Below are 25,671 nucleotides of genomic sequence, written 5' to 3' on the forward strand. Positions count from 1 at the left end.
GACGCCCTCATGGCCATCGAAGTCAAAGTCCCGGTTCTCCCCGAATCCGTCTCCGACGCCACCATCGCCAGCTGGCACAAGAAGGCCGGCGACGCGGTGAAGCGCGACGAAAACCTGCTCGACCTGGAAACCGACAAGGTCGTACTGGAGGTTCCCTCGCCGGTCGACGGCGTGCTGAAGGAAATCCGCTTCAAGGAAGGTGACACCGTCACCAGCCAGCAGGTGATCGCAGTGATCGAGGAAGGCGCCGTGGCGGCTGCCCCGGCCGCCGAGCCTGCCAAGCCCGAAGCATCCAAAGCCGAAGCCCCCAAAGCCGAAGCCCCCAAGAGCGAACCGGCCAAGCCGGTGCCGGCCGCTGCCGACAGCCTGCCGCCGGGCGCCCGCTTCGCCGCTGCCACCAGCGGCGTGAACCCCGCCGACGTGGCCGGCACCGGCCGCCGCGGCATGGTCACCAAGGAAGACATCGTCAACTACGCCAGCGGCAAGACCGCCGGCGTGGCCGGCGGCGCCCGCCCCGAGGAGCGCGTGCCGATGACCCGCATGCGCGTCCGCATCGCCGAGCGCCTGATGCAGTCCAAGAACTCCATCGCCATGCTGACCTCGTTCAACGAGGTCAATCTGGCCAAGGTCATGGAGATGCGCAAGGAGCTGCAGGACGACTTCGTCAAGACCCACGGCATCAAGCTCGGCTTCATGAGCTTCTTCGCCAAGGCGGCCGCCAACGCGCTGCAGCGCCATCCGATCATCAATGCCTCGGTGGACGGCAACGACATCATTTACCACGGCTACGCCGACATCAGCATCGCCGTGGCCACCGACAAGGGCCTGGTCACGCCGGTGCTGCGCAACGTCGAACGGATGGGCTTTGCCGAGATCGAACAGGGCATCGCCGACTACGCCAAGAAGGCACGCGACGGGAAGCTGGGCCTGGACGACCTGCAGGGCGGCACCTTCACCATCACCAACGGCGGCACCTTCGGCTCGCTGATGTCCACCCCGATCGTGAACCCGCCGCAGAGCGCCATCCTCGGCATGCACGCCATCAAGGAGCGTGCCATCGTCGAGAACGGCCAGGTCATCGCCGCGCCGATGATGTACATCGCGCTGAGCTACGACCATCGCATCATCGACGGCAAGGACGCGGTACTGTTCCTGGTCGACATCAAGAACCAGCTGGAAAACCCGCACCGCATGCTGCTGGGCATGTGATTCCGGCGACGGGAACCGGCAACGGTTCCCGTCCTGTTTCGGGGCATCACAGGTCGAATCCTGCCCCCGCTACCAAGTTCAGGAACAAAGCAATGAGCGAACAACAGCAATTCGACGTCGTCGTCATCGGTGCCGGCCCGGCCGGCTACCACGCCGCCATCCGCGCCGCGCAGCTGGGCCTGAAGACCGCCTGCATCGATGCCGCCCTCGGCAAGGACGGCAAGCCCGCACTGGGCGGTACCTGCCTGCGCGTGGGTTGCATCCCGTCCAAGGCGCTGCTGGATTCCAGCCGCCAGTTCTGGAACATGGGCCACCTGTTCGACCAGCACGGCATCAGCTTCAAGTCGCCTGCGATCGATGTGGCCAAGATGGTGGCCCGCAAGGATGCCATCGTGAAGCAGTTCACCGGCGGCATCGCGGCGCTGTTCAAGGCCAACAAGATCACCACCTTCTACGGCTTCGGCCAGCTGCAGCCTGGCAACGTGGTGACGGTGAAGCAGCACGACGGCAGCGAAATCGCGCTGAAGGGCACCAACGTCATCCTCGCCGCGGGTTCCGACTCCATCGAGCTGCCGTTCGCCAAGTTCGGCGAGCACATCATCGATAACGTGGGTGCACTGAACCTGGAACAGGTACCCAAGCGCCTGGGCGTGATCGGCGCCGGTGTGATCGGCCTCGAACTGGGCAGCGTGTGGAACCGCCTGGGCGCCGAGGTCACCATCCTCGAGGGCATGCCCACCTTCCTCGCCGCTGCCGATGCCGAAGTCAGCAAGGTCGCGGCCCGCGAGTTCAAGAAGCAGGGGCTGGACATCCGCCTGGGCTGCAAGGTCAGCAACACCGAAGTGAAGAAGGACGGCGTGCACGTCCGCTACACCGACGACAAGGGCGCCGAGCAGACCCTGGTGGTGGACAAGCTGCTGGTGGCCGTGGGCCGCCGCGCCGCCACCCGTGGCCTGCTGGCCGAGGGCACCGGCGTGCAGCTCAACGAGCGCGGCCAGATCGTGGTGGACGAGCATTGCCACACCGGCGTCGACGGCGTGTGGGCGGTGGGCGACTGCGTGCGCGGCCCGATGCTGGCGCACAAGGGCTTCGAGGAAGGCATCGCGGTGGCCGAGCTCATCGCCGGCCTGCCCGGCCACGTCAACTTCGACACCATCCCTTGGGTGATCTACACCGAGCCGGAAATCGCCTGGGTCGGCAAGACCGAGGAGCAGCTGAAGGCCGAGGGCATCCCGTACAAGGCCGGCAGCTTCCCGTTCGCGGCGGTCGGCCGTGCGGTGGCGATGGCCGAGCCGGCAGGCTTCGTGAAGGTGCTGGCGCACGCCGAGACCGACACCATCCTGGGCATGCACCTGGTCGGCGCCAACGTCTCCGAGCTGGTGCACGAGGGCGTGCTGGCGATGGAGTTCAAGGGCAGCGCCGACGACCTGGCGCGCATCTGCCATGCGCACCCGTCGCTGAGCGAGGCCGTGCACGATGCCGCGATGGCGGTGCACAAGCGGGCGATCCACAAGGCCAACTGAGGCCGCCCGCGTCCCCGGACGGCGCCTTCGCGGCGCCGTTCGCATTTCGAGACCCCGCCACGCCGATGCCCCTGCAGTTCCTGCTCAAGACGACGATCACGGTGGCGCTGGTGCTGCTTGCCTCGGGCCTCGCCAAGCGCCCCGGCCTGCTGGGCGCACTGGTGGCGGCGCTGCCGGTGACGTCGCTGCTGGTGCTGGGCTGGCTGTATGTCGATACCGGCGACCCGCGCCAGGTGGCGCGACTGTCGATGGATATCTTCTGGTTCGTGCTGGGCGGGCTGGCGTTCTTCCCAGCGCTGAGCCTGTCGCTGCGGGCCGGCTGGCCGGTGTGGACATGCTTCGCGGTCGCGGCACTCGCCGCCTTCGCCGGCATGAGCGCCACCCAGGCGGCCTTGACCCATTTCAGGAGTGCAGGATGAAGACCCTCTGCGTCTATTGCGGTTCCAACGCCGGTGGCGATCCGGCCTACGTCGCCCTCGCCCGCCGCTTGGGAAAGCGGCTCGCCGATGACGGCATCGCGCTGGTCTACGGCGGCGGCAATGTCGGTCTGATGGGCACGGTGGCCGACGCCGTGCTGGCGGGCGGCGGCGAGGTGATTGGCGTCATCCCGCAGCAGCTGGTGGACTGGGAAGTGGCGCACAAGGGCGTCACCCGGCTGGAGGTGGTCGACTCCATGCACACCCGCAAAGCGCGGATGTTCGAACTGGCCGACGGCTTCGTCGCCCTGCCCGGCGGTTTTGGCACGCTTGATGAAATGTTCGAGATGCTGACCTGGCGCCAGCTGGGCCTTGGCAAGAAGCCCTGCGCCTTCCTCGAAGCGAACGGGTTCTGGCAGCCGCTGATGGCGATGCTGGACACCATGGTGCGCGAGCGCTTTCTGCATCCCGAGCAGCGCCAGGACATGTGGCACGGCAGCGACATCGACGCCCTGCTGGCCTGGATGCGCAGCTACGTGCCGGCGCAGGCCGACAAGTGGTTGGACGAGAAGCGCCGCTCGCAATTGCAACTCACCCCGGAGGACGTATGAGCATCCCCACCCGTTTCCGCGCCTTCCGCATCCATAACGACGCAACCGGCTATCACGCCGGCATCGAAACCCTAGCGCTGGACGACCTAAGCCCCGGCGACGTGGTGATCAAGACCGCGTACTCCTCGGTCAACTACAAGGACGCCCTGGCCGGCACCGGCAAGGGCAAGATCCTGCGCCAGTTCCCGCTGGTCGGCGGCATCGACGTCGCCGGCCATGTGGTCGCCTCCACCGATCCACGCTTCAAGGAGGGTGACCCGGTGCTGGTGACCGGTTGCGGCCTGTCGGAAACCCGTGACGGTGGCTATGCGGACTACGCACGCCTGGACGCGCGCTGGGTGATTCCGCTGCCCGCGGGCCTGACCCTGCGCGAGGCGATGATCCTGGGCACCGCCGGCTTCACCGCCGCATTGGGCCTGCTGCGCATGATCGAGAACCGGCAGACACCGGCACTGGGCCCGCTGGCGGTGACCGGTGCCACCGGCGGCGTGGGCTCGCTGGCCATCGCCATCTTCCGCAAGGCCGGTTTCGAAGTGCATGCCATCAGCGGCAAGGCCGACCAGGCCGACTATCTGCGCGCACTCGGCGCCCACGCCGTGCTGGGCCGCGAGGCCCTGGCCCCGAACCGCCCACTGGATTCGGCGCGCTTCGGCGGCGGCCTGGACAATGTCGGCGGCGCCATGCTGGCCAGCCTGCTGGCCCAGACCGCACCCTACGGTAATGTCGCCAGCTGCGGGCTGGCGGCCTCGCCCGAGCTGCACGCCACGGTCATGCCGTTCATCATCCGCGGCGTCTCGCTGCTGGGCGTGGCCTCGGCTGGCACCGCACGCGAGATTCGCGACGAGGTCTGGCGCCGGCTGGCGCACGACTGGAAACCGGACAACCTGGACGCGATCTGCACCCACGAAACCACCCTGGACACACTGCCCGAGGTGTTCACCCGGATGCTGGCCGGCGGCTCGCTCGGCCGCACCCTGGTGCGCATCGACAGCGGGCACTGACCGGGTTGCAGGCAGACGACCTACCGCTACAATCGAACCCATACCCAGGGGATTTTCCGCATGGCTCGCATTCTGATCGTTGACGACTCGCCCTCGCAGTTGATGAGCATCCGTCGCATCGTCGAAAAGCTCGGTCACGAGGCGTTGACCGCCGAAGACGGTGCGGCCGGTGTGGAAGCCGCCAAGCGCGAGCTGCCGGATTTGATCCTGATGGACGTGGTGATGCCCAACCTCAACGGGTTTCAGGCCACCCGCTCGATCACCCGGGATCCGGCCACCAAACACATCCCGGTGATTCTGGTCACCACCAAGGACCAGGACACCGACCGCGTCTGGGGCATGCGTCAGGGCGCCAAGGCCTATATCACCAAGCCGTTCAGCGAGTCCGAACTGGCGGAGATGATTCGCCAGTACCTGCCCGGCAACGCCGGCAGCGGGGCCGGCACCGCCTGAGCCAGGCACCCGCATGGCCAAGCGGCGCATGCGGGCGCGGGCGATGCGACGGGCCGGAGACCACAACCACGGCCTGCTGCCCGCGGGCGCCGGCGGGAACGCCGCCGGTTACGCACGCCGCCAGTCGTCACCGAACGCATCGCGCATCTTTTCATAGGCCTTGCGCTGGGCCTCCGTATGCGCTTTTGGCGCAAGGATCTCCAGTTCGACGATCTGGTCGCCCGCCGGCGCATTGCCGCTACCGGGTAGCCCGCGACCGCGCAGCCGCAGTTTGCGACCAGCTTCCGAATCCGGCGGAATCTTCACCTCAACCGGCCCGCCCAGGGTGGGCACATTGAGCGTGGCCCCCAGCGCCGCTTCCCAGGGCGCCACCGGCAGGGTGTAGAGGATGTTGCGGCCATCGACCTCGAACTGCGGGTCGGCCGCGTACTCCACTTCCAACAGCAGGTCGCGGCCGCCGTTGCCCTGCCCGGCCAAGCGGATGACCTGGCCAGGCCGTATGCCCTTGGGCACGCGCACGTCCAGCGTGCGGCCGGCCACGCCGATGCGCACGCTGCTGCCGTTGTAGACCGCATGCAGCGGCACCGCCAGCCTGGCGCGGGTGTCGCCCATCGGCTGCCCTGCACGGGCGCCTCCGGGGGCGCGGCCACGGCCTCCGAACAGGTTCTCGAAGAAGTCGGAGAACCCGCCGCCGGCACCACCGCCGGCGAAGATCTCGTCGAAGTCAAAATCGGGCTGCCCGCCCGGACCGCGCCCGAAGCCACCCGGCGGCGGCCGGATCTCGTCGCCCGGGCGGTAGCCGCTGGCGCGCAGCTGGTCATAGGCCGCCCGCTTCTGCGGATCGCGCAGCGCCTCGTAGGCCTCATTGACGGCCTTGAACTTCTCCTCGGCGCCTTTTTCCTTGCTGACATCCGGGTGGTACTTGCGCGCCAGCCGGCGGTAGGCCGTCTTGATTTCCGCTTCGCCGGCGCTGGGTTCGACCCCGAGGATGCCGTAGTAGTCCTTGAATTCCATGCCAGCCAATTTCCAGATCAAAGGGGGGAAGATACGACATGCCGGGCCTTCCCCGATATGTCCTCCATGTCGTCACCACCTATATGGATGCGACAGCTCCGGCCGTTCATGCTGCGGATCACCGCTGCACGATGGGCCGCACAACCACGGGGGGAGACGGTCTGTTGGAGGATGCCCCAACAAAGACGGCCCGCGAGCAGCGCGGGCCGTCCAACATACACTCACCGGGCCCCGACGTCCGGCGCGTGGCCGCATCAGGACACGCGGGTCTCGCGCTTGCCAACCGGGATGCGACGCGGGGTGGTTTCAGGCCGCTTGGGAATGCTGATTTCCAGCACGCCGTTGTGGCCCTGGGCCGTAATGCCCTCCGGATCGGCGCTGTCGGGCAGCGCGAAGCGGCGGTGGAACATGCCGTAGCGGCGCTCGATGCGGCTGTAGCGCTCGGCGTGCTCCTGCACCTCGCTCTTGCGCTCGCCCTTGATCGACAAGATGCCCTTGTCCATCATGATTTCGACATCATCCGGATCGATACCGGGCAGATCGGCCAGGATCAGGAAGCGGTTGTCCTCCTCGCGGATGTCCACCCGCGGCGTCCACTCGCTGGTCACCACCGACGACCCATCGGCCAGGTCGCCCAGTTGGAAGAACCGTTCGAACAGCTGACGCACGTCATCCGCAGCCGAGAGCTGGCCGGTACGACGCGGCGCTTGCGTGATCCTGGAATCATGGGTATGAGTGATCGTGTTCATAGCATCCTCCTCCTGCGAGTTGCGGCAGTACCACTGCCGCGACCCAGTAGATGGGAGCAAGGGCATCGTCGCTCAAGAGACGCGCCGCCGGCCCGCTCAACCGCAGTCAGGATTTTTTCAGCCATACAGGAGGCCCCCAATGTCCATCCAGATCGGCCAGCGCGTCCCCGAAGCCGTCCTGCAGTACATCGAGGACGGCGTCCACCGGATCGATACCCACACGTTGTTCGGCAATCGCAAGCTGGTCCTGTTCGCGGTGCCGGGGGCCTTCACCCCGACCTGTTCGGAACGCCACCTGCCCGGCTACGTGGAGCACTACGATGCCTTCCGCGCCAAGGGCATCGAGGTGGCCTGCATGGCCGTCAACGATGCCTTCGTGATGCACGCGTGGGGCAAGAGCCAGCATGTGCCGCCGGGGATGAAAATGCTGGCAGACGGCAATGCGGACCTCACCCGCGCGCTGGGGCTGGAGCTGGATGCCAGCGGCTATGGCATGGGGGTGCGCAGCAAGCGCTTCGCCCTGTATGCCGAGGACGGCATCGTGCGGGGGTTGTGGGTGGAAGCACCGGGTGAATTCCGGGTCTCTTCCGCGGAGTACGTGCTGGCCCATCTCCCCACCTGACTGCCATTCCCTGCCGCCGGCATCACGGAGGTGGGGTGGCGGCCGGACAGGTCAAGCCAGCAGCCGCACCCACATCCCGGCAAAATCGGCACTGACGCCGCGGCTGGCGGCCCAAGCTTCCAGCATCTCCAGGCCTTCGTCCCGACTGAAGCGCCCCTCACGCACCAGCATGGCCAGCGCCGCGGCGATGCGGCCGGCCCGCAATGCACGGCCCAGCGGGTCGGTGGGCATGGCTTCGGCGCGTTGTGCCTCCAGCGCTACGCCTATGCGATCGGACAGCTCCCACGCCATGGCGATGCGATGGGCCATGGGCGCAGCCTGCTCGTCCAGGACGCGCGCCACCGTGCGCGGATCGGGGGCCAGGTGCGCATGCAGCGCATAGTTGTCCCGCAGCACCTGCGCCACCACGATGGCGCCCAGCCCGTGCAGCAAGCCCACCATCTGCGCGGCGAAGGCATCCTCCTGTCCACGCCCGGCGCGTATCATCCCGGCAGCCACGTCGGCAGCCAGCTGGGTGTGCTCCCAGATCACGCCCGGCAGGCGACCCAGCGGGCCATCTCCGGTCTGCATGACAGGCTGCAGCAGCGCGGCGGCAATAACCGGCCGCAGGCCATCCAGGCCCAGCAGCGTTGCCGCACGCATCAGACTTTCGACCGGTTTTTCCTGGATCCGGTAGAACGGGCTGTTGGCGATCCGCAACAGGTTGGCGGAGAGCGTCGGATCCTCGCTGACGATATGGGCGATCTGTTCCAGCGAGATGTCGGGATCATTCAGCGCACGCATCAGCTTGGGCAACAGCTGCGGCCGGCGCGGCATGTGGCGGGCCTGGAACTGGGTGCGGGAGAGCAGGTTGGCACAGGCCGCGGCGATGGCGGCGTGCGCGGCAGCGGCCTCGTCGGCCGGCATGGGATCGGCCGCCGATGCAGGCGTCACCGCGGCGGCATAGAGCTCGCGTACCAGTGCCCGGCCGGTGGGAATGCGGGGATCCGCAGCAGCCTCGGCGTCCAGCGGGGCGGCATCCGCGTCGCCCTCGTCGTCCGACGGGCGTGGCGCGTAGCGGGGGGCTGGACGGCGATCATCACCGTCGTCGCGCAGGTACCACCAGATGGCGATGCCGATCACCACCACCAGCACGCCAGCGATCGCCCCCCATGCCCACGCGTCCATTCTTCCTCCGCCGTCCGTTTCCCCGGTGCACGCACAGGCACCGTCCCCGGCATGCACGGGGACAGGCTACCCGAAGTCGAGCGCGAAATCGCAGGCCGGGGCGTCCCCGCCGGGGGGCATCGCCGCGGCTCATTCCGCCGCGTCAGCGATCTCGTCGGCAGCGGCGTCCAGGGTGGCGTCCAGGCGCTCGATCGCCTGCAGCTTCTCCCCTTCGGCCAGACGCATCAAGGTGACACCCTGGGTGTTGCGGCCCACCTGCGAGATGTCCGATGCCGGCGTGCGGACCAGCGTGCCGCCGTCGGAGATCAGCAGCACATCGTGGTGATCCGACAACTGGATTGCGCCGACCAGCGCGCCGTTGCGCTCGTTGGTCTTCATCGCGATCACGCCCTGGGTGCCGCGCCCCTTTTTCGGGAACGCGTCCAGCGCGGTGCGCTTGCCATACCCGTTTTCGCTGGCGGTCAGGATATCCCCCTCGCCATCGACCACGATCAGACTCACCACCCGTTCGCCCTCGGCCAGCTTCATGCCACGCACGCCGGTGGCGGTGCGGCCCATGGCGCGGACGCTGGCCTCGTCGAAGCGCACCGCCTTGCCATTGCTGGCAAACAGCATGATGTCGCGCTGGCCATCGGTCAGTGCCGCGCCGACCAGGGCATCGCCGTCGTCCAGGCTGATCGCGATCTTGCCGCGCGCCAGCTTGAAGGCGAACTCGGTCAGCGCGGTCTTCTTCACCGTGCCGCCCTTGGTGGCGAAGAACACGAACTTGCCGTCCTCGTACTCGCGCACCGGCAGCACCGCCTGCACCTTCTCGCCTTCCTCCAGCGGGATCCAGTTGATGATCGGCCGGCCGCGCGCATTGGGGCCGGCTTCTGGCAGCTGGTAGACCGGCAGCCAAAACACCCGGCCCTGGCTGGTGAAGGTGAGCAGGGTGTCGTGGGTGTTCACCAGCCACAGCTGGTCGATGAAGTCCTCGTCCTTCGTCACCGCGGCGTTGCGGCCCTTGCCGCCGCGCTTCTGCGCGCGGTAGGCGGTGGCCGGCTGGCGCTTGGCATAGCCTGCGTGCGACAGGGTGACCACCACGTCTTCCGGCGCGATCAGGTCGAGGATGTCGAGATCCTCCTCGGAGGCGCGGATCTCGCTGCGGCGCGGGTCGTTGAACTCGGCCTTGAGGTCGCGCAGCTCGGTGCGGATGACGTCCATCAGCACGTCCGGGTTCTCCAGGATGCGGATCAGCCCGGCGATCTCCTCCAGCAGCTGGCAGTATTCGTCGGTGAGCTTCTCCTGCTCCAGTCCGGTCAGGCGATGCAGGCGCATCTCCAGGATCTGCTGGGCCTGGGTGTCGGTGAGCTGGTAGCCGCTCGCCAACAGGCCCACGCCAGCCGGCAGGTCCTCCGGACGCGAGGCCTCGGCGCCGGCCGCGGCCAGCAGGCTGCCGACCAGGCCCGGCTGCCAGGTGCGCGCCAGCATGCGCTCCTTGGCGACCTGCGGGTTTTCCGAGGTCTTGATCAGCTCGATCATCTCATCGATGTTGGCCAGCGCGACGGTCAGGCCTTCGAGGATGTGGGCGCGGGCACGGGCCTTGCGCAGCTCGAAGATGGTGCGGCGGGTCACCACCTCGCGGCGGTGGCGCACGAAGGCCTGGAGGATCTGCTTGAGGTTCAGCAGCTGCGGGCGGCCATCGACCAGCGCCACCATGTTGATGCCGAACACCGACTCCATCTGGGTCTGCGCGTAGAGGTTGTTCAGCACGACCTCGGCGGATTCGCCGCGCTTGACCTCGATGTAGATGCGCATGCCGTCCTTGTCGGACTCGTCGCGCAGCTCGCTGATGCCCTCGAGCTTCTTCTCCTTCACCAGCTCGGCGATCTTCTCGATCAGCCGCGCCTTGTTCACCTGGTAGGGGATCTCGGTGACGATGATCGACTCGCGGCCGTTATCGGCCACCTCGATATCGGCCTTGGCGCGCATGCGCACGCGGCCCTTGCCGGTGCGGTAGGCGACGTGGATGCCGCCGACGCCGTTGATGATGCCGGCGGTGGGGAAATCCGGGCCGGGGATGAACTCCATCAGACCATCGATGTCGATCTGCGGGTTGTCGATCAGCGCGATGGTGGCATCGACCACTTCGCCGAGGTTGTGCGGCGGGATGTTGGTCGCCATGCCGACCGCGATGCCGGCGGAGCCATTGACCAGCAGGTTCGGTACCCGGGTCGGCATGACCGTGGGCTCGAGTTCCTTCTCGTCGTAGTTGGGCTGGAAGTCGACGGTGTCCTTGTCGATGTCGGCCATCAGCTCGTGCGATAGGCGCGACATGCGCGCCTCGGTGTAACGCATCGCCGCCGCAGAGTCGCCGTCAATAGAACCGAAGTTACCCTGCCCGTCCACCAGCATGTAGCGCAGCGAGAACGGCTGCGCCATGCGCACCAGGGTGTCGTACACCGCGCTGTCGCCGTGCGGGTGGTACTTACCGATGACGTCACCGACGATGCGCGCCGACTTGTAATAGGGCTTGTTGCTGTGCGCGCCCAGCTCGTTCATCGCGAACAGCACGCGGCGGTGGACCGGCTTCAGGCCATCCCGAACGTCCGGAAGTGCGCGCCCCACGATCACGCTCATGGCGTAATCGAGGTAGCTCCGCCGCATCTCGTCTTCCAGCTTGACGGGGATGATTTCCTTGGCGAGATCGGCCATCGTGCGTCCGTTTCCAATCGTGAATTCCAGCCCGCAGGCGCCCTACGGACACAAGGTCCGCACGCAGGCCAAACGGGAATTCCAGCAACGGGAAATCATACCATCCGGGGGCAGGTAACGCACCCCGGATATCGCGGAGAATCAACCGTTTGCGCGCGCCTGCCGATCGGGCACGGGTCAGCCGAACAGCGCCCGCATGCGTGCCGCGTCGGGCCGCTCCACCACGCCCTGCTCGGTCACGATGGCGTCGATCAGATCGTGCGGCGCGACGTCGAACACCGGGTTCCAGGCGCGCACGCCCTCCGCCACCACGCGCTTGCCACGGAATGCCAGTAGCTCGGCCGGGTCGCGCTCTTCGATCTCGATGAGATCGCCGCTGGCCGTGGCCATGTCCACGGTCGAGGACGGCGCGACCACCATGAACTTCACCCCGTGGTACTTGGCCGCGATCGCCAGCGAGTAGGTGCCGATCTTGTTGGCGGTATCGCCATTGGCGCAGATGCGGTCGGCGCCGACCACCACCCACTGCACCTGCCCGGTCCTCATCAGGTGCGCCGCGGCGGAATCGGCGATCAGGGTGGCATCGATGCCATCCTGGCCGAGCTCCCACACGGTCAGGCGGGCCCCCTGGTTCCAGGGCCGGGTCTCGGTGGCAAAGACGCGCTCGATGCGGCCGGCAGCGACGCCGGCGCGGATCACGCCCAGCGCGGTACCAAAGCCCGCCGTGGCCAGTGACCCGGTGTTGCAATGGGTCAGCACACCGCTGCCGAGGCCGATCAACGCGGCGCCCGCACGCCCCATCGCCCGGTTGGCGGCGAGATCCTCGGCCTCGATCGCCCGCGCCTCGCGCTCCAGCGCCTGGCGCCAATCCTGCCCGGGGGCGACCGCCGCCAGCGCCCGGCGCATGCGCGCCAGCGCCCAGGCCAGGTTCACCGCCGTCGGCCTTGCGGCGTTGAGCTGCTGCAGGGCGGGCTCCAGCTGGCGGGCGGCATCGGCAGCACTGACGGCCTCCAGGGCCCGCCCGGCCAGCACCACGCCCCAAGCCGCTGCGATGCCGATGGCCGGCGCGCCGCGCACAGTCAGGGCGCGGATGGCCTCGGCCACGTCCTCACTGGTCCGGCAGGCCTCGTGCACCACCGTGAACGGCAGCACGCGCTGGTCCAGCAGTTCCAGCGCATCACCGGTCCAGCGGATCGGACGGATATGGTCGTAACGGTCGTAATCGATCGCGGCATCATCGGTCATCCGCCCATTTAACCACGCCCACCCGCCTGCTCCATGCCTCAGAAACTGAGGAACTCCGCACGACAGCCCTGCGCAACCCAGATGCCGGTGCGTTGATAGCCCCAGCTGCGGCCTTCGATGCAAGACGCACGGGACAGCTGGCGCACCAGCCGGACGCCGGCACGGATATTGGCGGCACACGCCACGTAGCGGCCATCATGGGATTCGCAGCGGAACACCCGGCTGCCGTAGCCGTAATCGGGGCGATCCCAACCGCCGCCGCGCACCAGCGCGAACTCGCCGCGGCAGCCCTGCGCAACCCAGACGCTGCCGCGGTCGGCACCCCAGCTCTGGCCTTCGATGCAGGCCGATCGGGACAACTGGCGCACCAGCTGCGCACGCCCGCGACCCGGCAGGGCGCAGCGGTTGTAACGCCCGTCATTGGAGCCACAGCGCACGATGTCACCGCCCGGAGGGCCGTCATGACCGCCGCCCAGCACGCGGAAGTCGGCGCGACAGCCCTGCGTGACCCAGACGCCACTGCGACCATCGCCCCAGCTGCGCCCCTCGATGCAGGGCGCGCGGGAAATCTGCCGCTCCAGCACGACGCGCCCACCCCCGGTGGGACACTCGCGGGTGCGGCCATCCTCGGATTCACAGCGGACGATGCCGCCGCCGCGGTAACCATCGTCACCGTAGTACTGGGCAGCAGCCGGCAGGGCGGCCGAGGCGGCCAGCAGGCCGGCGAAGGTGGCGATCAGGGTACGCATGGTCTGGCTCCTTTATCCCTCGGCCCGGCATGGGCGCGATCCCGATGCCCGACTCTAGGCGGGCCGGCTTAACAGCAGGAAAAATACGTCGCGCACGCCGCCGCGCGGACACCCAGCATTCATTCACCCGTACCGGACAGCGCCCCCCTGTCAGGCGCGCGCAAAATCGAATGCCAGCACGTCGGCGATGCGATCTGTGTCCAGCAGCGCCATCAGCAGGCGATCCACGCCCAGCGCCACGCCCGCGCAGGCCGGCAGCCCGTGTTCCAGTGCCGCCACCAGCGCCTCATCCAGTGGTACCGCGGGCAGGCCGCGAGCCGCACGCACCTGGCCGTCGCGGACGAAGCGCGCGCGCTGCTCGGCGGCGTCGACCAGCTCGTGGTAGCCGTTCGCCAGTTCCAGCGCGCCCAGGTACAGCTCGAAGCGCTCGGCCACCGGCGGATCGTCCGGACGGATACGGGCGAGCGCCGCCTGCGAGGCCGGCCAGTCGTGGACCGCCAGCAGCACATCACGATCGAACGTGGGCTGCAGGCGGTGGGTCATCAGCAGGTCCAGCCAGTCGTCGCGGGTCAGGCCGTCGGGATCGATGGCCACGTCGCCCAGCGCGTTGCGCAGAATCCCGACATCGTCCAGCAGCGGGTCCAGCTCCAGCCGATCCCGGTAGAGATCGCGGAACGTCGTCACCTGCAGTGACGCCTCTCGCCCGACCAGCGCCAACGCCGCGCGCACCAGCGTCACCGTTTCGTCCAGCAGGTGCAGGTGATCCCAGCCAATGCGGTACCACTCCAGCAGGGTGAATTCGGGGTTGTGGCGACCACCCGCCTCACCATCGCGGAACACCCGGCCCAGCTCGAAGCAATCACCGATACCCGCCGCCAGCAGACGCTTGAGCGCGAATTCCGGCGACGTGCGCAGCCATCGGGTGCGCGGCGCGCCATCCGTTCGCCCGGAGAACTCCACCGAGAACGAGGCAATGTTCGGCTCGGTATTCCCCGCCAGCGACAGCACCGGCGTCTCCACTTCCAGGACGCCACGCGCATGGAAGAATTCGCGCACCAGGCGGTTGAAGGCGGCGCGCAGGCGCAGCGCCTCGAAGGTGGCGGTGGGTTGCCAGCCGGTCATGGCGCGCGCCTCCCGCAACGACGCAACATGGCGGCAAGCGGGGCTTTCATGCGTGCTCCGCCAGGAATGCGAGCAGCTTCGCCTCGTCCCAGACCTCGACACCCAGCTCCTCGGCCTTCGCCAGCTTGGATCCGGCCGCTTCACCGGCCACCACGAACGAGGTCTTCTTCGATACGCTTCCAGCCGTCTTTGCACCCAGCGCTTCGAGCTTTTCCTTCGCGGCGTCGCGACTCATCGACGACAAGGTGCCAGTGAGTACGACGGTCTTGCCTAGCAACGGCCCGGCGGCCTGCCCGCCTCGCTCCGGCAGGCGCGCCCGCAAATCCGCCTGCGCCTGCGCGCTGCGCAACAGCAGGCGGGCGTTGGCCTCCACCTCGAGCCAAGCCACCAGCGCTGCCGCGGACTCGGCCGGTAAGCCGGCGGCGACCAGGGCATGCATCGGCGCGTCCAGCAGTGCCTGCGCGTCGGCAAACGCGGCACCCAACTGACCGGCACGGATCGCGGTGACCTTCGGAATCTCCAGGTCCACCAGCAGCGTGGGCAGGTCCAGGCCCTCGCGCAGCGCGGGCGATGGCGGACGGGTGTCGTCAATCCGCACGCCACGCTCCAGCAGCCGGTCGATGACCTGCTGGTTGCCCGGCTGGTCGAAGAAATGACCGATTGCCCGCGCCACCTCGCCGCCGATGTCGGGCACGCGCTTGAACAGCGGCCACGGCAGACGCCGGATCAGTGCGAGGTCCCCAAACCACTGCGCCAGCGCCTTGGCGGTGCTCTCACCGACATGGGGAATGCCGAGCGCGAACAGGAAGCGTGCCAGCGTGGTGGTGCGGCTGCGGTCAATCGCCTCGATCAGGTTGTGGGCCCATTTGGTGGCGACCTTGCCGGCCTTGACCGTCTCCGGCACAGAACCCTCCCGCTCATCGGCACGGCGCTTCATCTCCAGCAGATCGTCCAGCGTCAGCCGATAAAGATCAGAGACATCTCGCAGGTAGCCGAAGTCCACCAGCGATTCGATGTAGCGCTCGCCCAGGCCATCGATATCCATCGCCCGGCGCGACGCGAAGTGGAACACCGCCTGCACGCGCTGGGCCGGGCAACTGAGTCCGCCGGAACAGCGCCATACCGCGGCGCCTTCTTCGCGCACCAGCTCGGCGCCGCAGACCGGGCAGGCCGCGGGCATGGACCAGGGCTGCGTGCCGGGCGGCCGTTCGTCCAGCACCACTTGCACCACCTCGGGGATCACGTCGCCGGCGCGCCGCACGATGACGGTGTCGCCCACGCGTGCATCCAGCCGGGCCACGTGGTCGGCGTTGTGCAGGGTGGCCCGCGTCACGGTGACGCCGCCCACCTGCACCGGCCGCATCAACGCCCACGGCGTCACCGCGCCGGTGCGGCCGACGTTGACCTCGATCGATTCCAGCACTGTGGCCTGCTCCTGCGCCGGGAACTTGTGCGCAATCGCCCAGCGTGGCGCGCGCGAGACGAAGCCCATCTCGCGCTGGCCGGCGTAGTCGTCCAGCTTGTAGACCACGCCATCGATGTCGAACGGCAGTGCGTCGCGGGCGGCACCAATGCGCCGGTAATAAGCCAGCAATCCGTCGAGACCATGCACCACAGTGGCCAGCTCACTGACTGGCAGCCCCCAATCGCGCAGGCGAGCGAGCGTTGCCGAGTGGGTCTCCGGCAAGGTACCGCCTTCGACCAGGCCGACGCCGTAGGCGAAGAAACTCAGCGGACGCTGCGCGGTGACCGCAGGGTCCTGCTGGCGCAGCGAGCCGGCGGCCCCATTGCGCGGATTGGCCAGCACTTTGCCACCGTGCAGGCGCGCGTGTGCGTTCCAGCGCTCGAAGTCCGCGCGCGCCATGAAGACCTCGCCGCGCACTTCCAGTAGCGCCGGCCAGCCTGCGCCCTCCAGCAGTTGCGGGATGACAGAAATGGTGCGCAGGTTTGCGGTCACGTCCTCACCGGTGGCGCCGTCGCCCCGGGTCGCACCCTGCACGAACACACCGCGCTCATAGCGCAGGCTGATCGCCAGTCCATCCAGCTTGGGCTCGGCGGAGAACACCAGATCATCGCGCCCCAGCCGCTCGCGGATGCGGCGGACAAAGTCGGCCACTTCCTCGTCGCTGAAGGCATTCGCCAGCGACAGCATCGGCACCGCATGTTCGACCTGCGCGAACCGGCCGGAGGGCGGCGCCCCCACCTTGCGTGTCGGCGACTCCGCGCTGGCCAGCTCGGGATGCTCGCGCTCCAGCGCCTCCAGCTCGCGTACCAGTGCGTCGTACTGGGCGTCGGTGAGGTCCGGATCGTCCAGCTGGTGGTAGCGCCGGTTGGCGTCCTCGATGCGGCGGCGAAGGTCGGCGATGCGGGCGGCAGTGTCGGTCATGCCGCCGATTGTCGCCTGCCCTGCCGCCCACCCCAAGCCCTGCCTGCCGGCCGGGCCCCCCGCGAGTCACCAGCGGGTGGACTTGCCCAGCGGCGGCGCGGCGTTCTGGCGGTCGTAGGCGCGCAATTCGTCGCGGATGTGCTGGATACGCTGGCGGCCCAGCGCGCTGCGCTCCTCGTCCAGCACCACGCCGTCCAGCAGGTCGGCCATGCGCTGGGCGGCGGGCTCCATGGTTTCCCAGGCGTCCAGCGCCGGGATCGGCGCAGGCAGGGTCAGGAAGAACGCGATCGCCGGGGTTTCCACCTCGCCAATGCGCGCCATGTCGAAGCTGCCGGGCTTGATGATGTTGGCCACGCTGAAAATCGGCCCGACCTCGGGGCGACCGTCCACCAGGCGGTGGAAGACGTCCATGTAGCCAAAGGTCAGGCCAGCCTTCTCGGCGGCCACCACGATGTCCGGCCCCCGCAGCTTGCTGCCCGCCTTGGCCGCCACGTACAGGGAGATGATGCGATCGAACTGGTCGACAGGGCGTTTGCCCAGCGTGCTCTGCGGCGCGGGATTGCCCAGCGGCAGTTCCTCCTGTTCGACGTTTTCCTCCCAGGCCGCATCGCCTTCCGCCCCCGCAGTGGGCTCCACCCGCCCGGATGCCTCGCCGCCCGCCTCGCGCGGGACGCGACGCCCCTGCCCGTCCTTGCGGCTGCGGCCGAAAAAGATGATCGCGCCGAGCAGCAGCGACATCGCCACCGCAATGCCGATCCGGAGCAGGGTCATGTCCGACATCGATAGGCTCTCCTGAAACGGATTAGGCGGCACCGGCCAGGCGCGCGGCCTCGGCCAGATCGACGGACACCAGGCGGGACACGCCCGGCTCGCGCATGGTCACGCCCGAGAGCTGTTGCGCGGCTTCCATCGTCGCCTTGTTGTGGGTAACAAACAGGAACTGTACCGTCTGACTCATCTCGCTGACCATCGCGGTGAAGCGGCCGACGTTGGCCTCGTCCAGCGGCGCGTCCACTTCGTCCAGCAGGCAGAACGGCGCGGGGTTGAGGCGGAAGATCGCGAACACCAGCGCCACCGCGGTCATCGCCTTCTCGCCGCCGGACAGCAGCGAGATATTCGACACGCGCTTGCCCGGCGGGCGCGCCATGATCGCCACGCCGGTGTCCAGCAGGTCCTCGCCAGTGAGTTCCAGATAGGCATGGCCACCGCCGAACAGGCGCGGGTAGAGCTCCTGCACGCCGGCATTGACGCGGTCGAAGGTGTCCTTGAAGCGGCCGCGGGTCTCGCGGTCGATCTTGCGGATCGCCTCTTCCAGCGTCTCCAGCGCGGCCCGCAGGTCGGCGTCCTGGGCATCCAGATACTCCTTGCGCTGGGCGGCCTCGGCATGCTCGGCGATCGCGGCCAGGTTGACCGGCTCCAGGCGACGCAGCTTTGCATCCAGTTCGGCAACGGCACGCTCCCACGCCGCGGCATCGGCATTCTCCGGCAGCGCATTGAGCACGTCGTCCATCGCGAAGCCGGCCTCGGCGATGGCGGCGGAGAACTGCTCCGCTTTCAGGGCCAGCGCCTGTTGCTCAAGGCGTCGCTGGTTGATCGCTTCGCGCTGCTCCAGCGCCTGCGCGTCGCGCTGCTGGCGCACCTGTTCGTACTGGCGCAGCTCGGCATCGATGCCTTCCAGCACCGATCGGGCCTGTGCCAGCTCGCGGTCGGCACGTACGCGCTCCTCCAGCGCAAGCTGGCGTTCGGCCTCAAGGGCTTGGACGGGGGCATCCCCTTCGGCCAGCTGCGCGGCCAGCTCGCCCAGGCGTGAATCCAGTTGCCCGCGCTGCCCGCCCATGCGTTCCAGCGCTTGCGCCAGCGCCACCGCCTGCACCCGCTGGGATTCCACTGTCAGCGCCAGCGCATGGGCGGCGTCGCGCGCCTCGCGGGCGGCGGTACGGGCGGCTTCGCGCTTCTCGGTGAGATAGCGACGTTCGTTTTCCAGTGTCTGCCGCGTGGACTCCAGGTTGCCCATCCGGCCCAGCGCATCCTCGATGCGGATGCGCGCTTCGGCGGCCTGCTGCTTGTAGCCTTCCAACGCTTCGTCCAGCTGCGCCAGTTCGGCATCGATACGGGCGATGCGATGGCGCGCGTTCTCCAGCCGGCCCTGCTGGCTCTGCAGCTGACCGGCCAGCTCGGACACGTTGCGATGCGCCATGTACAGCTGGCGCTGGGCGTCCTCGCGCTGCTGCTCGGCGACAAGATGCGCATCGCGCAGCTGGGCCAGCGCGGCGTCCAGCTCACGCTCGCGCAGCTGGAGTTGCTCAATCTCGGCGCGCAGGGCCTGGATGTCCTTTTCGCGCAGCAACGCGCCCTGCTTGGCCGCACCGGAGCGCGCGATGCGCACCCATCCATCGCCCAAGCGCTCGCCGCCACGAGTGATGACCGAGTCGCCCTCGCCCAGCGTGGCCTGCAGCGCGCGCGCATCGGCCAGCGTCTCCGCGGCGTGCAGGCGCGCCAGCAGGCGGCGGATCGCACGCGGACCCTGCACCTTGGATGCAAGCGAGGTGGCGGGGTAGACCGTGTCGTCGGCGGCGCCGGCGACCAGCGCCAGACGGCCCTCGCCGAGTTCGCCCAGCGCATCGACCAGCTGCTCCGGCGCCTCGACGATCACCGCTTCGATCAGCTGGCCCAGCGCGGCTTCGACCGCGTTCTCCCAGCCGGACTCCACCTGCAGGCGCTCGCCCACGCGGGCGGCATCGTGCAGGCCGTGGCTTTCCAGCCACTGCTTGGCCGCGCCCTGCTCCTGCCCCAGCGCGGCGGCCTGCAGGGTTTCCAGCGACGCCAGGCGACCGCGCGCGGCCTGCGCCTGCTTGCGCAGCTCGGCCAACTCCGCCTGTGCGGCGCGCTGGCGCTCCTGCACGTCGGCGGTGGCCTGCTTGCGGGCTTCCACCTCGCCGGTCAGCGATTCCAGCGATTCCTTCTGGGTCTCGTGCTGGAGCTGCAGCTGCTCGAAGGCATCGGCCAGCGTGTCCAGATCCAGGCCGGCGCGCTCCTCACGCAACTGCTGCCGACGGCGGTCGGTGTCAAGGATCTGCCGGTCCAGATGCTCGATGCGGGTGCGCTCGACATCGCCAGCGCGCGCGGCTTCAGCCTGCTCGCGGCTGTGCGCGTCCCAGCGCTGCTGCCAGTCGGCCAGCCGCGCTTCGGCATCACGCAGCGCGTCCTGGCGCAGCAGGTCTTCTTCCTGCAGCAGCTCGAGCCGGGGTTCGGCCTCGGCCAGCGCTTCCTTCAGGACGTCGAGCTTCTGCTGGTCGCCGCTGATGTGGTGCCCCAGTTCGGCCAGCGCCGCCTGCGCCTCATCGCGCGCACGCTGCAGGCGCACCGACAGCTCGCGCTGGTGGGCAATCTGCTGCTCCACCCGGGCCAGCGTGCCGCCGACCTGGTAGACCGCGGCCTGGGCGGCATTGAGGGCGTCGCTGGCGGTTTCACGACGCTCGCGCCCGGCTTCCAGCTCGCTCTCGGCATGGCGCTGCTCTGAGATCAGCTGCTCCAGCCGGGTTTCCTCGCGCGCCAGCTTCTCGCGCAGGCCCTGCAGGCGGGCATCCAAGGTGCGGAACTCCAGCGCTTTCCACTGCGCGTCCTTGATCTTCCGCTCGGCCTGGATCGCCGTGTACTGCTCGGCCTGTTTTGCCTGCCGAGCCAGGTGCTGCAATTGCTTTTCCACTTCCTCACGCAGGTCGCCCAGGCGGTCCAGGTTCTCGCGGGTGTGACGGATGCGGGTTTCGGTCTCCTTGCGGCGTTCCTTGTACTTGGAGATGCCTGCCGCTTCCTCCAGGTAGACGCGCAACTCTTCAGGCTTGGCCTCGATGACCTGCGAGATCATGCCCTGCTCGATGATCGAGTAGCTGCGCGGCCCCAGGCCGGTGCCGAGGAACAGGTCGGTGATGTCGCGGCGACGGCACTTGCCGCCATTCAGGTAGTACGCGCTCTGGCCGTCGCGGCTGACCGTACGCTTGACCGAGATCTCGTTGAACGCGGCGTATTCGCCGGTGATGGTGTGGTCTGAATTGTCGAAGATCAGCTCGACGCTGGCCTGCGAGACAGGCTTGCGCGCGGAGCTGCCGGAGAAGATCACGTCGGTCAGCGAGTCGCCGCGCAGGCGGCTGGCCGCGCTCTCGCCCATCACCCAGCGGATCGCGTCGATGATGTTGGACTTGCCGCAGCCGTTCGGACCGACGATGCCGGTCATGTTGGTCGGCAGGTGCAGCGTGGTCGGGTCGACGAAGGATTTGAAACCGGACAGCTTGATGGTGGAAAGGCGCATGCGCGTCGATGGACCCTGGCGGCGCAATGCGCCGCTTGCAGAAATGGGGGGAACGTGTCCCCTAAGTAGCTGATTTACCGAAGGGAAGACAGGTGGCACGCGGGTGCCATTGGCCGAGTATAGCCGGCGTCAATCGGCCTCGCCCGGGGCTTTGGCGCGGATCGCCAGAGCGTGGATGTCGGTCTGCATCATCTCGCCCAAGGCGGCATAGATCAGGCGATGCCTGGCCAGCAGCGGCTTACCCGCGAACGCGGCACTGACAATGTCCACGCGGAAGTGGCCTTGGCCGCCGCGGGCACCGGCATGGCCGGCGTGCCGGTGGCTGTCGTCGTGCACCTCCAGCGACACCGGTGTCAGGGCCTGCGCCAGCAGGGTGCGGATGCGCTCGACGCGTTCCGGGTTGAGCCGGGGAATATCGGCCTCGGTCCAGCCGGCGGTCACGGCAGCACCTTGCGGAAGGGCCGCACCTCGACGCGGGTATAGACGCCGGCCGCGCAGTAGGGATCGGCATCGGCCCAGGCGCGGGCTGCGTCCAGCGATGCGAACTGCGCCACCACCAGGCTGCCGGAGAACCCGGCTGGACCCGGATCCTCGGCATCGATGGCCGGGCACGGGCCCGCCAGCAGCAGCCTGCCCTCGTCACGCAGCGCGTGCAGACGCGCCAGATGTTCCGGGCGCGCGGCCAGCCGTTTCGCCAGCACGTCCTGCCCGTCGTACCCCTCGATCACGTACCACATGCCCTGCGCCCTCCATGAACCAATGCCGCCATTGTAGGGGGCACCAGTGGACAGCCGTGACGGCAGCCCGTACCCTTGGCCGATCGTGAAAGGCCCGATCCTGCGGCCCGCGCGGCCATCCGGCGCTCCACGCCGCCCCGCGCCCGTCGATCCGGCCTCCCGCCACCCGTTCCGATGCCGCCCCGCGACGGGCGCATGCGCGCCGGCATGGCGGACTGCTGCAGGTGCAAGCTGATCCGGCCGGATACGGCCACCGACCCATGCTGTGGCCCGGAGGGGGCCGCAAACCAGATGACATCCCAATCCAGCAGCGGCCCGTTGGCCGATGCCCCCGCCCAAAATCCGAGCACGCGCCCCGAATCGCAGGCCACACCCCAGCAGCAGGAAATGCCGCTGGCGATGGTGCTTGGGCAGCCGGTGGTGGAGATCCCCAAGGATCTGTACATCCCGCCGGACGCGCTGGAAGTCATCCTTGATGCCTTCGAGGGCCCGCTGGACCTGCTGCTGTACCTGATCCGCCGGCAGAACCTGGACATCCTGGACATCCCCGTCGCCGAAATCACCCGGCAGTACGTGGATTACATCCAGACCATGCACGAAATGCGTTTCGAGCTGGCCGCCGAGTATCTGGTGATGGCCGCGATCCTGGCCGAGATCAAGTCGCGGATGCTGCTGCCGCGTCCCCCCAGCGAGGACGGCCTGGAGGACGACCCGCGCGCCGATCTGGTCCGCCGCCTGCAGGAGTACGAGCGCTACAAGAAGGCCGCCGAGGATCTGGACACCCTGCCCCGGCTGGAACGCGACACCACGGTGGCCACCGCCCACGTCCCCGAGCGTGCCGCGGTGCGCCTGCCGCCGCCCGTGGAACTGAAGGAAATGCTGCTGGCCCTGCACGACGTGCTCAAGCGCGCCGAGCTGTACACCCAGCATGCGATCAAGCGCGACGCCCTCAGCGTGCGCCAGCGCATGGGGGAATTGCTGGAGCGCCTGGCCGGCGGCGCCTTCCACCGGTTCGAATCGCTGTTCACCGCCGAGGAAGGCAAGCTGGGCGTGGTGGTCACCTTCCTCGGCCTGCTGACGCTGGCCAAAGAGCAGCTGATCGACATCGTGCAGGACGCGCCGCTGGCGCCGATCTACGTGAAATCACTGGCCGGCGACAACGCCCCCGTCGCGGTGGATGCGCTGTCCAGCGAGTTCGATGACGCAACCGAGCCGAACGCATGACCCAGATCGACCAAGCCCTCGTCACCCGCATCGTCGAAGCCGCACTGCTGGCCTCCCACCAGCCGCTGTCCCTGGTCCAGCTGAAGGGTCTGTTCCCGCTGGACGAGCCGATCCCGGACAACGCGGTGGAATCAGCCCTGCTGGAGCTGCAGGCAGCCTGCGAGGCGCGCGGCGTGGAGCTGGTCGAGGTCGCCTCGGGCTGGCGCTTCCAGGTCAAGGCTGACGTGCATCCCTGGGTAGCGCGCCTGTGGACCGAGCGGCAGACCAAATACACCCGCGCCACCCTGGAGACGCTGGCGCTGATCGCCTATCGCCAGCCGATCACCCGCGGCGAGATCGAGCAGATCCGCGGCGTCACCGTGAACAGCAGCATCATCAAGGCGCTGGAAGAGCGCGACTGGATCCGCGTGGTGGGCCACCGCGACGTGCCCGGCAAGCCGGAGCTGCTGGCCACCACCAAGACCTTCCTCGACTACTTCGGGCTGAAGCGGCTGGACGAGCTGCCGCCACTGTCGGAACTGAAGGACATCGGGGAGCTGGAGCCGCAGCTACCGCTGGAGCCGGCAATTCCGGCCGGCGCGGCCGGAACCACCACCGACGCCGCCACGGACGCCGCTGCCAACGCAATCGCCGCACCCACCGATAGCGACACCAACACCGACGGTGCCAGTGGGGAAACCCCCATCGCCGGGCAGCAGGACGACGACACGGCTCCTGAAGCCCTGTCCGTCGACCACCAGGACCAACCCAACGCAGAACCCCACGGAGACGACGCGGACGCCGCATCGTCGGAGCAGACCCCATGAACAATAAAGAACAGACCCGCCGCCCGCTGAGCCTCAAACGGGACGCTGCGCCCAACACCGAGGCCCCGCGCATCAGCGAACGCCTGCACAAGGTGCTGGCGCAGGCCGGCCTTGGCTCGCGCCGCGCGCTGGAACAGCGCATCGCCGACGGCCTGGTCAAGGTCAATGGCGAAGTCGCACAGACCGGCATGAGTATCACCGGCGGCGACAAAATCGAGATCGACGGCCGCACTTTCGTGGCCAGCGCGCTGACCGAACCCTCGCGCGTGCTGATGTACAACAAGCCTGAGGGCGAGGTCACCACCCGCGAGGATCCCGAGGGCCGGCCGACCATCTTCGACGCCCTGCCCGCGCTGAAGGGCGCCCGCTGGATCGCGATCGGCCGCTTGGACATCAACACCACCGGCCTGCTGCTGCTCACCACCGACGGCGAGCTGGCCAACGCGATGATGCACCCGTCCCACGAAGTGGAACGCGAGTACGTCTGTCGCGTGCGTGCGCCGGAAGGGGAGGACGAAGTGTCGGACAAGATCGTCGACCGCCTTGCCCGTGGCGTGGCGCTGGAAGACGGCCCGGCCAAGTTCGACGAGATTGAACGCATCAGCGGCGGCGATGCCCCCCGCGAAGGCCGCCACGACTGGTTCCGGGTGCTGCTGAAGGAAGGCCGCAACCGCGAGGTGCGCCGGCTGTGGGAGTCGCAGGGCTGCCAGGTCAGCCGCCTGAAGCGCATCCGCTACGGCCAGGTGCGCCTGCCGCAGCCGCTGCTGCGCGGGCAGTCGCAGGAACTGCCGCAAGCCGAGGTCGAGGCGCTGCGCAAGGCGGTCGGGCTGGAGGACGGCGCGCCGTCGGCGCTGACGCTGATGCCGGTACTGGGCCAGCGCAAGGCGGCCAAGACAGTCGTTGCCGGCAACGCCCGCGGCCACGGCTACGTGGGCGGCCACACCACTGCCGACGAAGGCCGCGAGCTGCGCCGCTTCGACCAGTTCCGCGAGGACCGCGGCCGCCGCGGCGCCCCCCGCAAGGCCGGTGGCCTGACCGTCACCGGCGAGATGGCCGCCCAGCAGCGCGACAAGCGCCTGAAGGTGAAGGGTCCGCGCCAACCCGGCCAGCGCATGAAGCCCGGCGAGCAGCGCGGCGACAACCCGGCGGCGATGCGTACCTGGTTCGTGCCGGACGGCGTGGACACCGGCCCATCCGGCCACCGCAACCCCGGCCAACGCGGCCCGAAGAAGTTCGGCGACAAACCCTACGGCGCGAAGCCCTATGGCGATCGCCCGGCCGGTGGCCGTCCCGGCGCCGGCAAGCCGCGGCCCCAGGGCAGCGGGTTCGGCGGCGGCGCGAGCGAGGCCCGCCCGCAGCGCGCGCCCAAGCCCTACGGCCATCCGGGCAACGCCCCGCACTTCCCGTCCGACCACGCCCACGGCGGCGGCTTCAATCCCTACGGCGCGCCGTCGCAGCGGCCTCGCGGCGGCAAGCCCGGCGGCGGTCGTCCCGGCAACGCCGGCCCGCGCGGTCCGCGCCCGGCCGGTGGCAAGCCCAGCGGCGGCCACCGTGGGCCGCGCGGTGGAAACCGCTGAGCGCATCGCACCGGCGCACGCGGTTCGCCCCGCGGCGCTGGTGCCATCCGGCATCACGGC

General features: G+C 68.7%; 22 protein-coding genes. 10 read left to right on the top strand and 12 right to left on the bottom strand.

Going from position 1 to position 25,671, the window contains the following annotated elements; genetic code table 11:
* Nucleotides 1-9 precede the first annotated feature (9 nt).
* The 6 genes from sucB (at nucleotide 10) to pilH (ending at nucleotide 5,213) form a co-directional block, all read left to right on the top strand.
* A complete protein-coding gene (sucB, locus tag ACK4SG_RS00705) occupies nucleotides 10-1,209 on the top strand; it encodes a dihydrolipoyllysine-residue succinyltransferase (protein WP_409598950.1) in 1,200 nt (399 codons plus the stop codon).
* Between the two features lie 92 nt (nucleotides 1,210-1,301).
* Nucleotides 1,302-2,732, top strand: a complete 1,431-nt coding sequence (gene lpdA, locus ACK4SG_RS00710) for a dihydrolipoyl dehydrogenase (RefSeq protein ID WP_409598951.1) — start codon at nucleotides 1,302-1,304, stop codon at nucleotides 2,730-2,732.
* A gap of 65 nt (nucleotides 2,733-2,797) precedes the next feature.
* Nucleotides 2,798-3,151 carry a DUF3147 family protein gene (locus tag ACK4SG_RS00715; protein WP_409598952.1) on the top strand — a complete coding sequence of 118 codons (354 nt, stop codon included), beginning with the start codon at nucleotides 2,798-2,800 and terminating at the stop codon, nucleotides 3,149-3,151.
* On the top strand, nucleotides 3,148-3,759 hold the full coding sequence (locus ACK4SG_RS00720) for a TIGR00730 family Rossman fold protein (protein WP_409598953.1): 612 nt from the start codon (nucleotides 3,148-3,150) through the stop codon (nucleotides 3,757-3,759). The genes ACK4SG_RS00715 and ACK4SG_RS00720 overlap by 4 nt, the downstream gene beginning before the upstream one ends.
* Nucleotides 3,756-4,760: a YhdH/YhfP family quinone oxidoreductase gene (locus ACK4SG_RS00725; protein ID WP_409598954.1), complete on the top strand. Its 1,005-nt coding sequence runs from the start codon at nucleotides 3,756-3,758 to the stop codon at nucleotides 4,758-4,760. The genes ACK4SG_RS00720 and ACK4SG_RS00725 overlap by 4 nt, the downstream gene beginning before the upstream one ends.
* Nucleotides 4,761-4,820: 60 nt before the next feature.
* The gene (gene pilH, locus ACK4SG_RS00730) at nucleotides 4,821-5,213 is read left to right on the top strand and encodes a twitching motility response regulator PilH (protein ID WP_409598955.1); all 393 of its coding nucleotides are present in this window, start codon (nucleotides 4,821-4,823) and stop codon (nucleotides 5,211-5,213) included.
* A gap of 108 nt (nucleotides 5,214-5,321) precedes the next feature.
* Here the strand turns inward: pilH and ACK4SG_RS00735 are convergent, their stop codons facing one another.
* Nucleotides 5,322-6,227 carry a DnaJ C-terminal domain-containing protein gene (locus tag ACK4SG_RS00735; RefSeq protein ID WP_409598956.1) on the bottom strand — a complete coding sequence of 302 codons (906 nt, stop codon included), beginning with the start codon at nucleotides 6,225-6,227 and terminating at the stop codon, nucleotides 5,322-5,324.
* Nucleotides 6,228-6,481: 254 nt separating this feature from the next.
* Complete coding sequence (locus tag ACK4SG_RS00740; protein ID WP_409598957.1) at nucleotides 6,482-6,976, bottom strand: Hsp20/alpha crystallin family protein; 495 nt, start codon at nucleotides 6,974-6,976, stop codon at nucleotides 6,482-6,484.
* A gap of 139 nt (nucleotides 6,977-7,115) precedes the next feature.
* Here ACK4SG_RS00740 and ACK4SG_RS00745 point away from each other — a divergent pair, with 139 nt between their 5' ends.
* Nucleotides 7,116-7,598 carry a peroxiredoxin gene (locus ACK4SG_RS00745; RefSeq protein ID WP_409598958.1) on the top strand — a complete coding sequence of 161 codons (483 nt, stop codon included), beginning with the start codon at nucleotides 7,116-7,118 and terminating at the stop codon, nucleotides 7,596-7,598.
* A 51-nt stretch (nucleotides 7,599-7,649) separates the two neighbouring features.
* Here ACK4SG_RS00745 and ACK4SG_RS00750 read toward each other — a convergent pair whose 3' ends face one another.
* From ACK4SG_RS00750 to ACK4SG_RS00795, 10 genes are all read right to left on the bottom strand, one after another.
* Nucleotides 7,650-8,765 carry an HDOD domain-containing protein gene (locus tag ACK4SG_RS00750; protein WP_409598959.1) on the bottom strand — a complete coding sequence of 372 codons (1,116 nt, stop codon included), beginning with the start codon at nucleotides 8,763-8,765 and terminating at the stop codon, nucleotides 7,650-7,652.
* A 129-nt stretch (nucleotides 8,766-8,894) separates the two neighbouring features.
* Nucleotides 8,895-11,459 carry a DNA gyrase subunit A gene (gyrA, locus tag ACK4SG_RS00755; RefSeq protein ID WP_409598960.1) on the bottom strand — a complete coding sequence of 855 codons (2,565 nt, stop codon included), beginning with the start codon at nucleotides 11,457-11,459 and terminating at the stop codon, nucleotides 8,895-8,897.
* A gap of 177 nt (nucleotides 11,460-11,636) precedes the next feature.
* Nucleotides 11,637-12,704: an S-methyl-5-thioribose-1-phosphate isomerase gene (gene mtnA, locus ACK4SG_RS00760; RefSeq protein ID WP_409598961.1), complete on the bottom strand. Its 1,068-nt coding sequence runs from the start codon at nucleotides 12,702-12,704 to the stop codon at nucleotides 11,637-11,639.
* A 38-nt stretch (nucleotides 12,705-12,742) separates the two neighbouring features.
* The gene (locus ACK4SG_RS00765) at nucleotides 12,743-13,453 is read right to left on the bottom strand and encodes a DUF3011 domain-containing protein (RefSeq protein WP_409598962.1); all 711 of its coding nucleotides are present in this window, start codon (nucleotides 13,451-13,453) and stop codon (nucleotides 12,743-12,745) included.
* Nucleotides 13,454-13,603: 150 nt separating this feature from the next.
* The gene (gene epmA / locus ACK4SG_RS00770) at nucleotides 13,604-14,575 is read right to left on the bottom strand and encodes an EF-P lysine aminoacylase EpmA (RefSeq protein ID WP_409598963.1); all 972 of its coding nucleotides are present in this window, start codon (nucleotides 14,573-14,575) and stop codon (nucleotides 13,604-13,606) included.
* A gap of 46 nt (nucleotides 14,576-14,621) precedes the next feature.
* The gene (gene ligA, locus ACK4SG_RS00775) at nucleotides 14,622-16,970 is read right to left on the bottom strand and encodes an NAD-dependent DNA ligase LigA (protein ID WP_409599677.1); all 2,349 of its coding nucleotides are present in this window, start codon (nucleotides 16,968-16,970) and stop codon (nucleotides 14,622-14,624) included.
* A 57-nt stretch (nucleotides 16,971-17,027) separates the two neighbouring features.
* Complete coding sequence (gene zipA / locus ACK4SG_RS00780; RefSeq protein ID WP_409598964.1) at nucleotides 17,028-17,741, bottom strand: cell division protein ZipA; 714 nt, start codon at nucleotides 17,739-17,741, stop codon at nucleotides 17,028-17,030.
* Between the two features lie 22 nt (nucleotides 17,742-17,763).
* Complete coding sequence (smc, locus tag ACK4SG_RS00785; protein WP_409598965.1) at nucleotides 17,764-21,267, bottom strand: chromosome segregation protein SMC; 3,504 nt, start codon at nucleotides 21,265-21,267, stop codon at nucleotides 17,764-17,766.
* Nucleotides 21,268-21,396: 129 nt separating this feature from the next.
* Nucleotides 21,397-21,681 (bottom strand): BolA family protein, encoded by a 285-nt coding sequence (locus ACK4SG_RS00790; RefSeq protein WP_409599679.1) that lies wholly within the window; start codon nucleotides 21,679-21,681, stop codon nucleotides 21,397-21,399.
* Between the two features lie 23 nt (nucleotides 21,682-21,704).
* On the bottom strand, nucleotides 21,705-22,004 hold the full coding sequence (locus ACK4SG_RS00795) for a YciI family protein (protein WP_409598966.1): 300 nt from the start codon (nucleotides 22,002-22,004) through the stop codon (nucleotides 21,705-21,707).
* Nucleotides 22,005-22,295: 291 nt separating this feature from the next.
* Here ACK4SG_RS00795 and ACK4SG_RS00800 point away from each other — a divergent pair, with 291 nt between their 5' ends.
* Genes ACK4SG_RS00800 through ACK4SG_RS00810 form a run of 3 tightly spaced genes read left to right on the top strand, consistent with a single transcriptional unit; the run spans nucleotide 22,296 to nucleotide 25,611 of the window.
* Nucleotides 22,296-23,228 (top strand): segregation and condensation protein A, encoded by a 933-nt coding sequence (locus ACK4SG_RS00800; RefSeq protein WP_409598967.1) that lies wholly within the window; start codon nucleotides 22,296-22,298, stop codon nucleotides 23,226-23,228.
* Nucleotides 23,225-24,034: an SMC-Scp complex subunit ScpB gene (gene scpB / locus ACK4SG_RS00805; RefSeq protein WP_409598968.1), complete on the top strand. Its 810-nt coding sequence runs from the start codon at nucleotides 23,225-23,227 to the stop codon at nucleotides 24,032-24,034. Before ACK4SG_RS00800 ends, scpB begins: the two co-directional genes overlap by 4 nt.
* Nucleotides 24,031-25,611 carry a pseudouridine synthase gene (locus ACK4SG_RS00810; protein WP_409598969.1) on the top strand — a complete coding sequence of 527 codons (1,581 nt, stop codon included), beginning with the start codon at nucleotides 24,031-24,033 and terminating at the stop codon, nucleotides 25,609-25,611. Before scpB ends, ACK4SG_RS00810 begins: the two co-directional genes overlap by 4 nt.
* Nucleotides 25,612-25,671 lie beyond the last annotated feature (60 nt).

This window comes from Thermomonas sp. (assembly GCF_046293095.1).
In the GTDB taxonomy this organism is placed as follows: domain Bacteria; phylum Pseudomonadota; class Gammaproteobacteria; order Xanthomonadales; family Xanthomonadaceae; genus Thermomonas.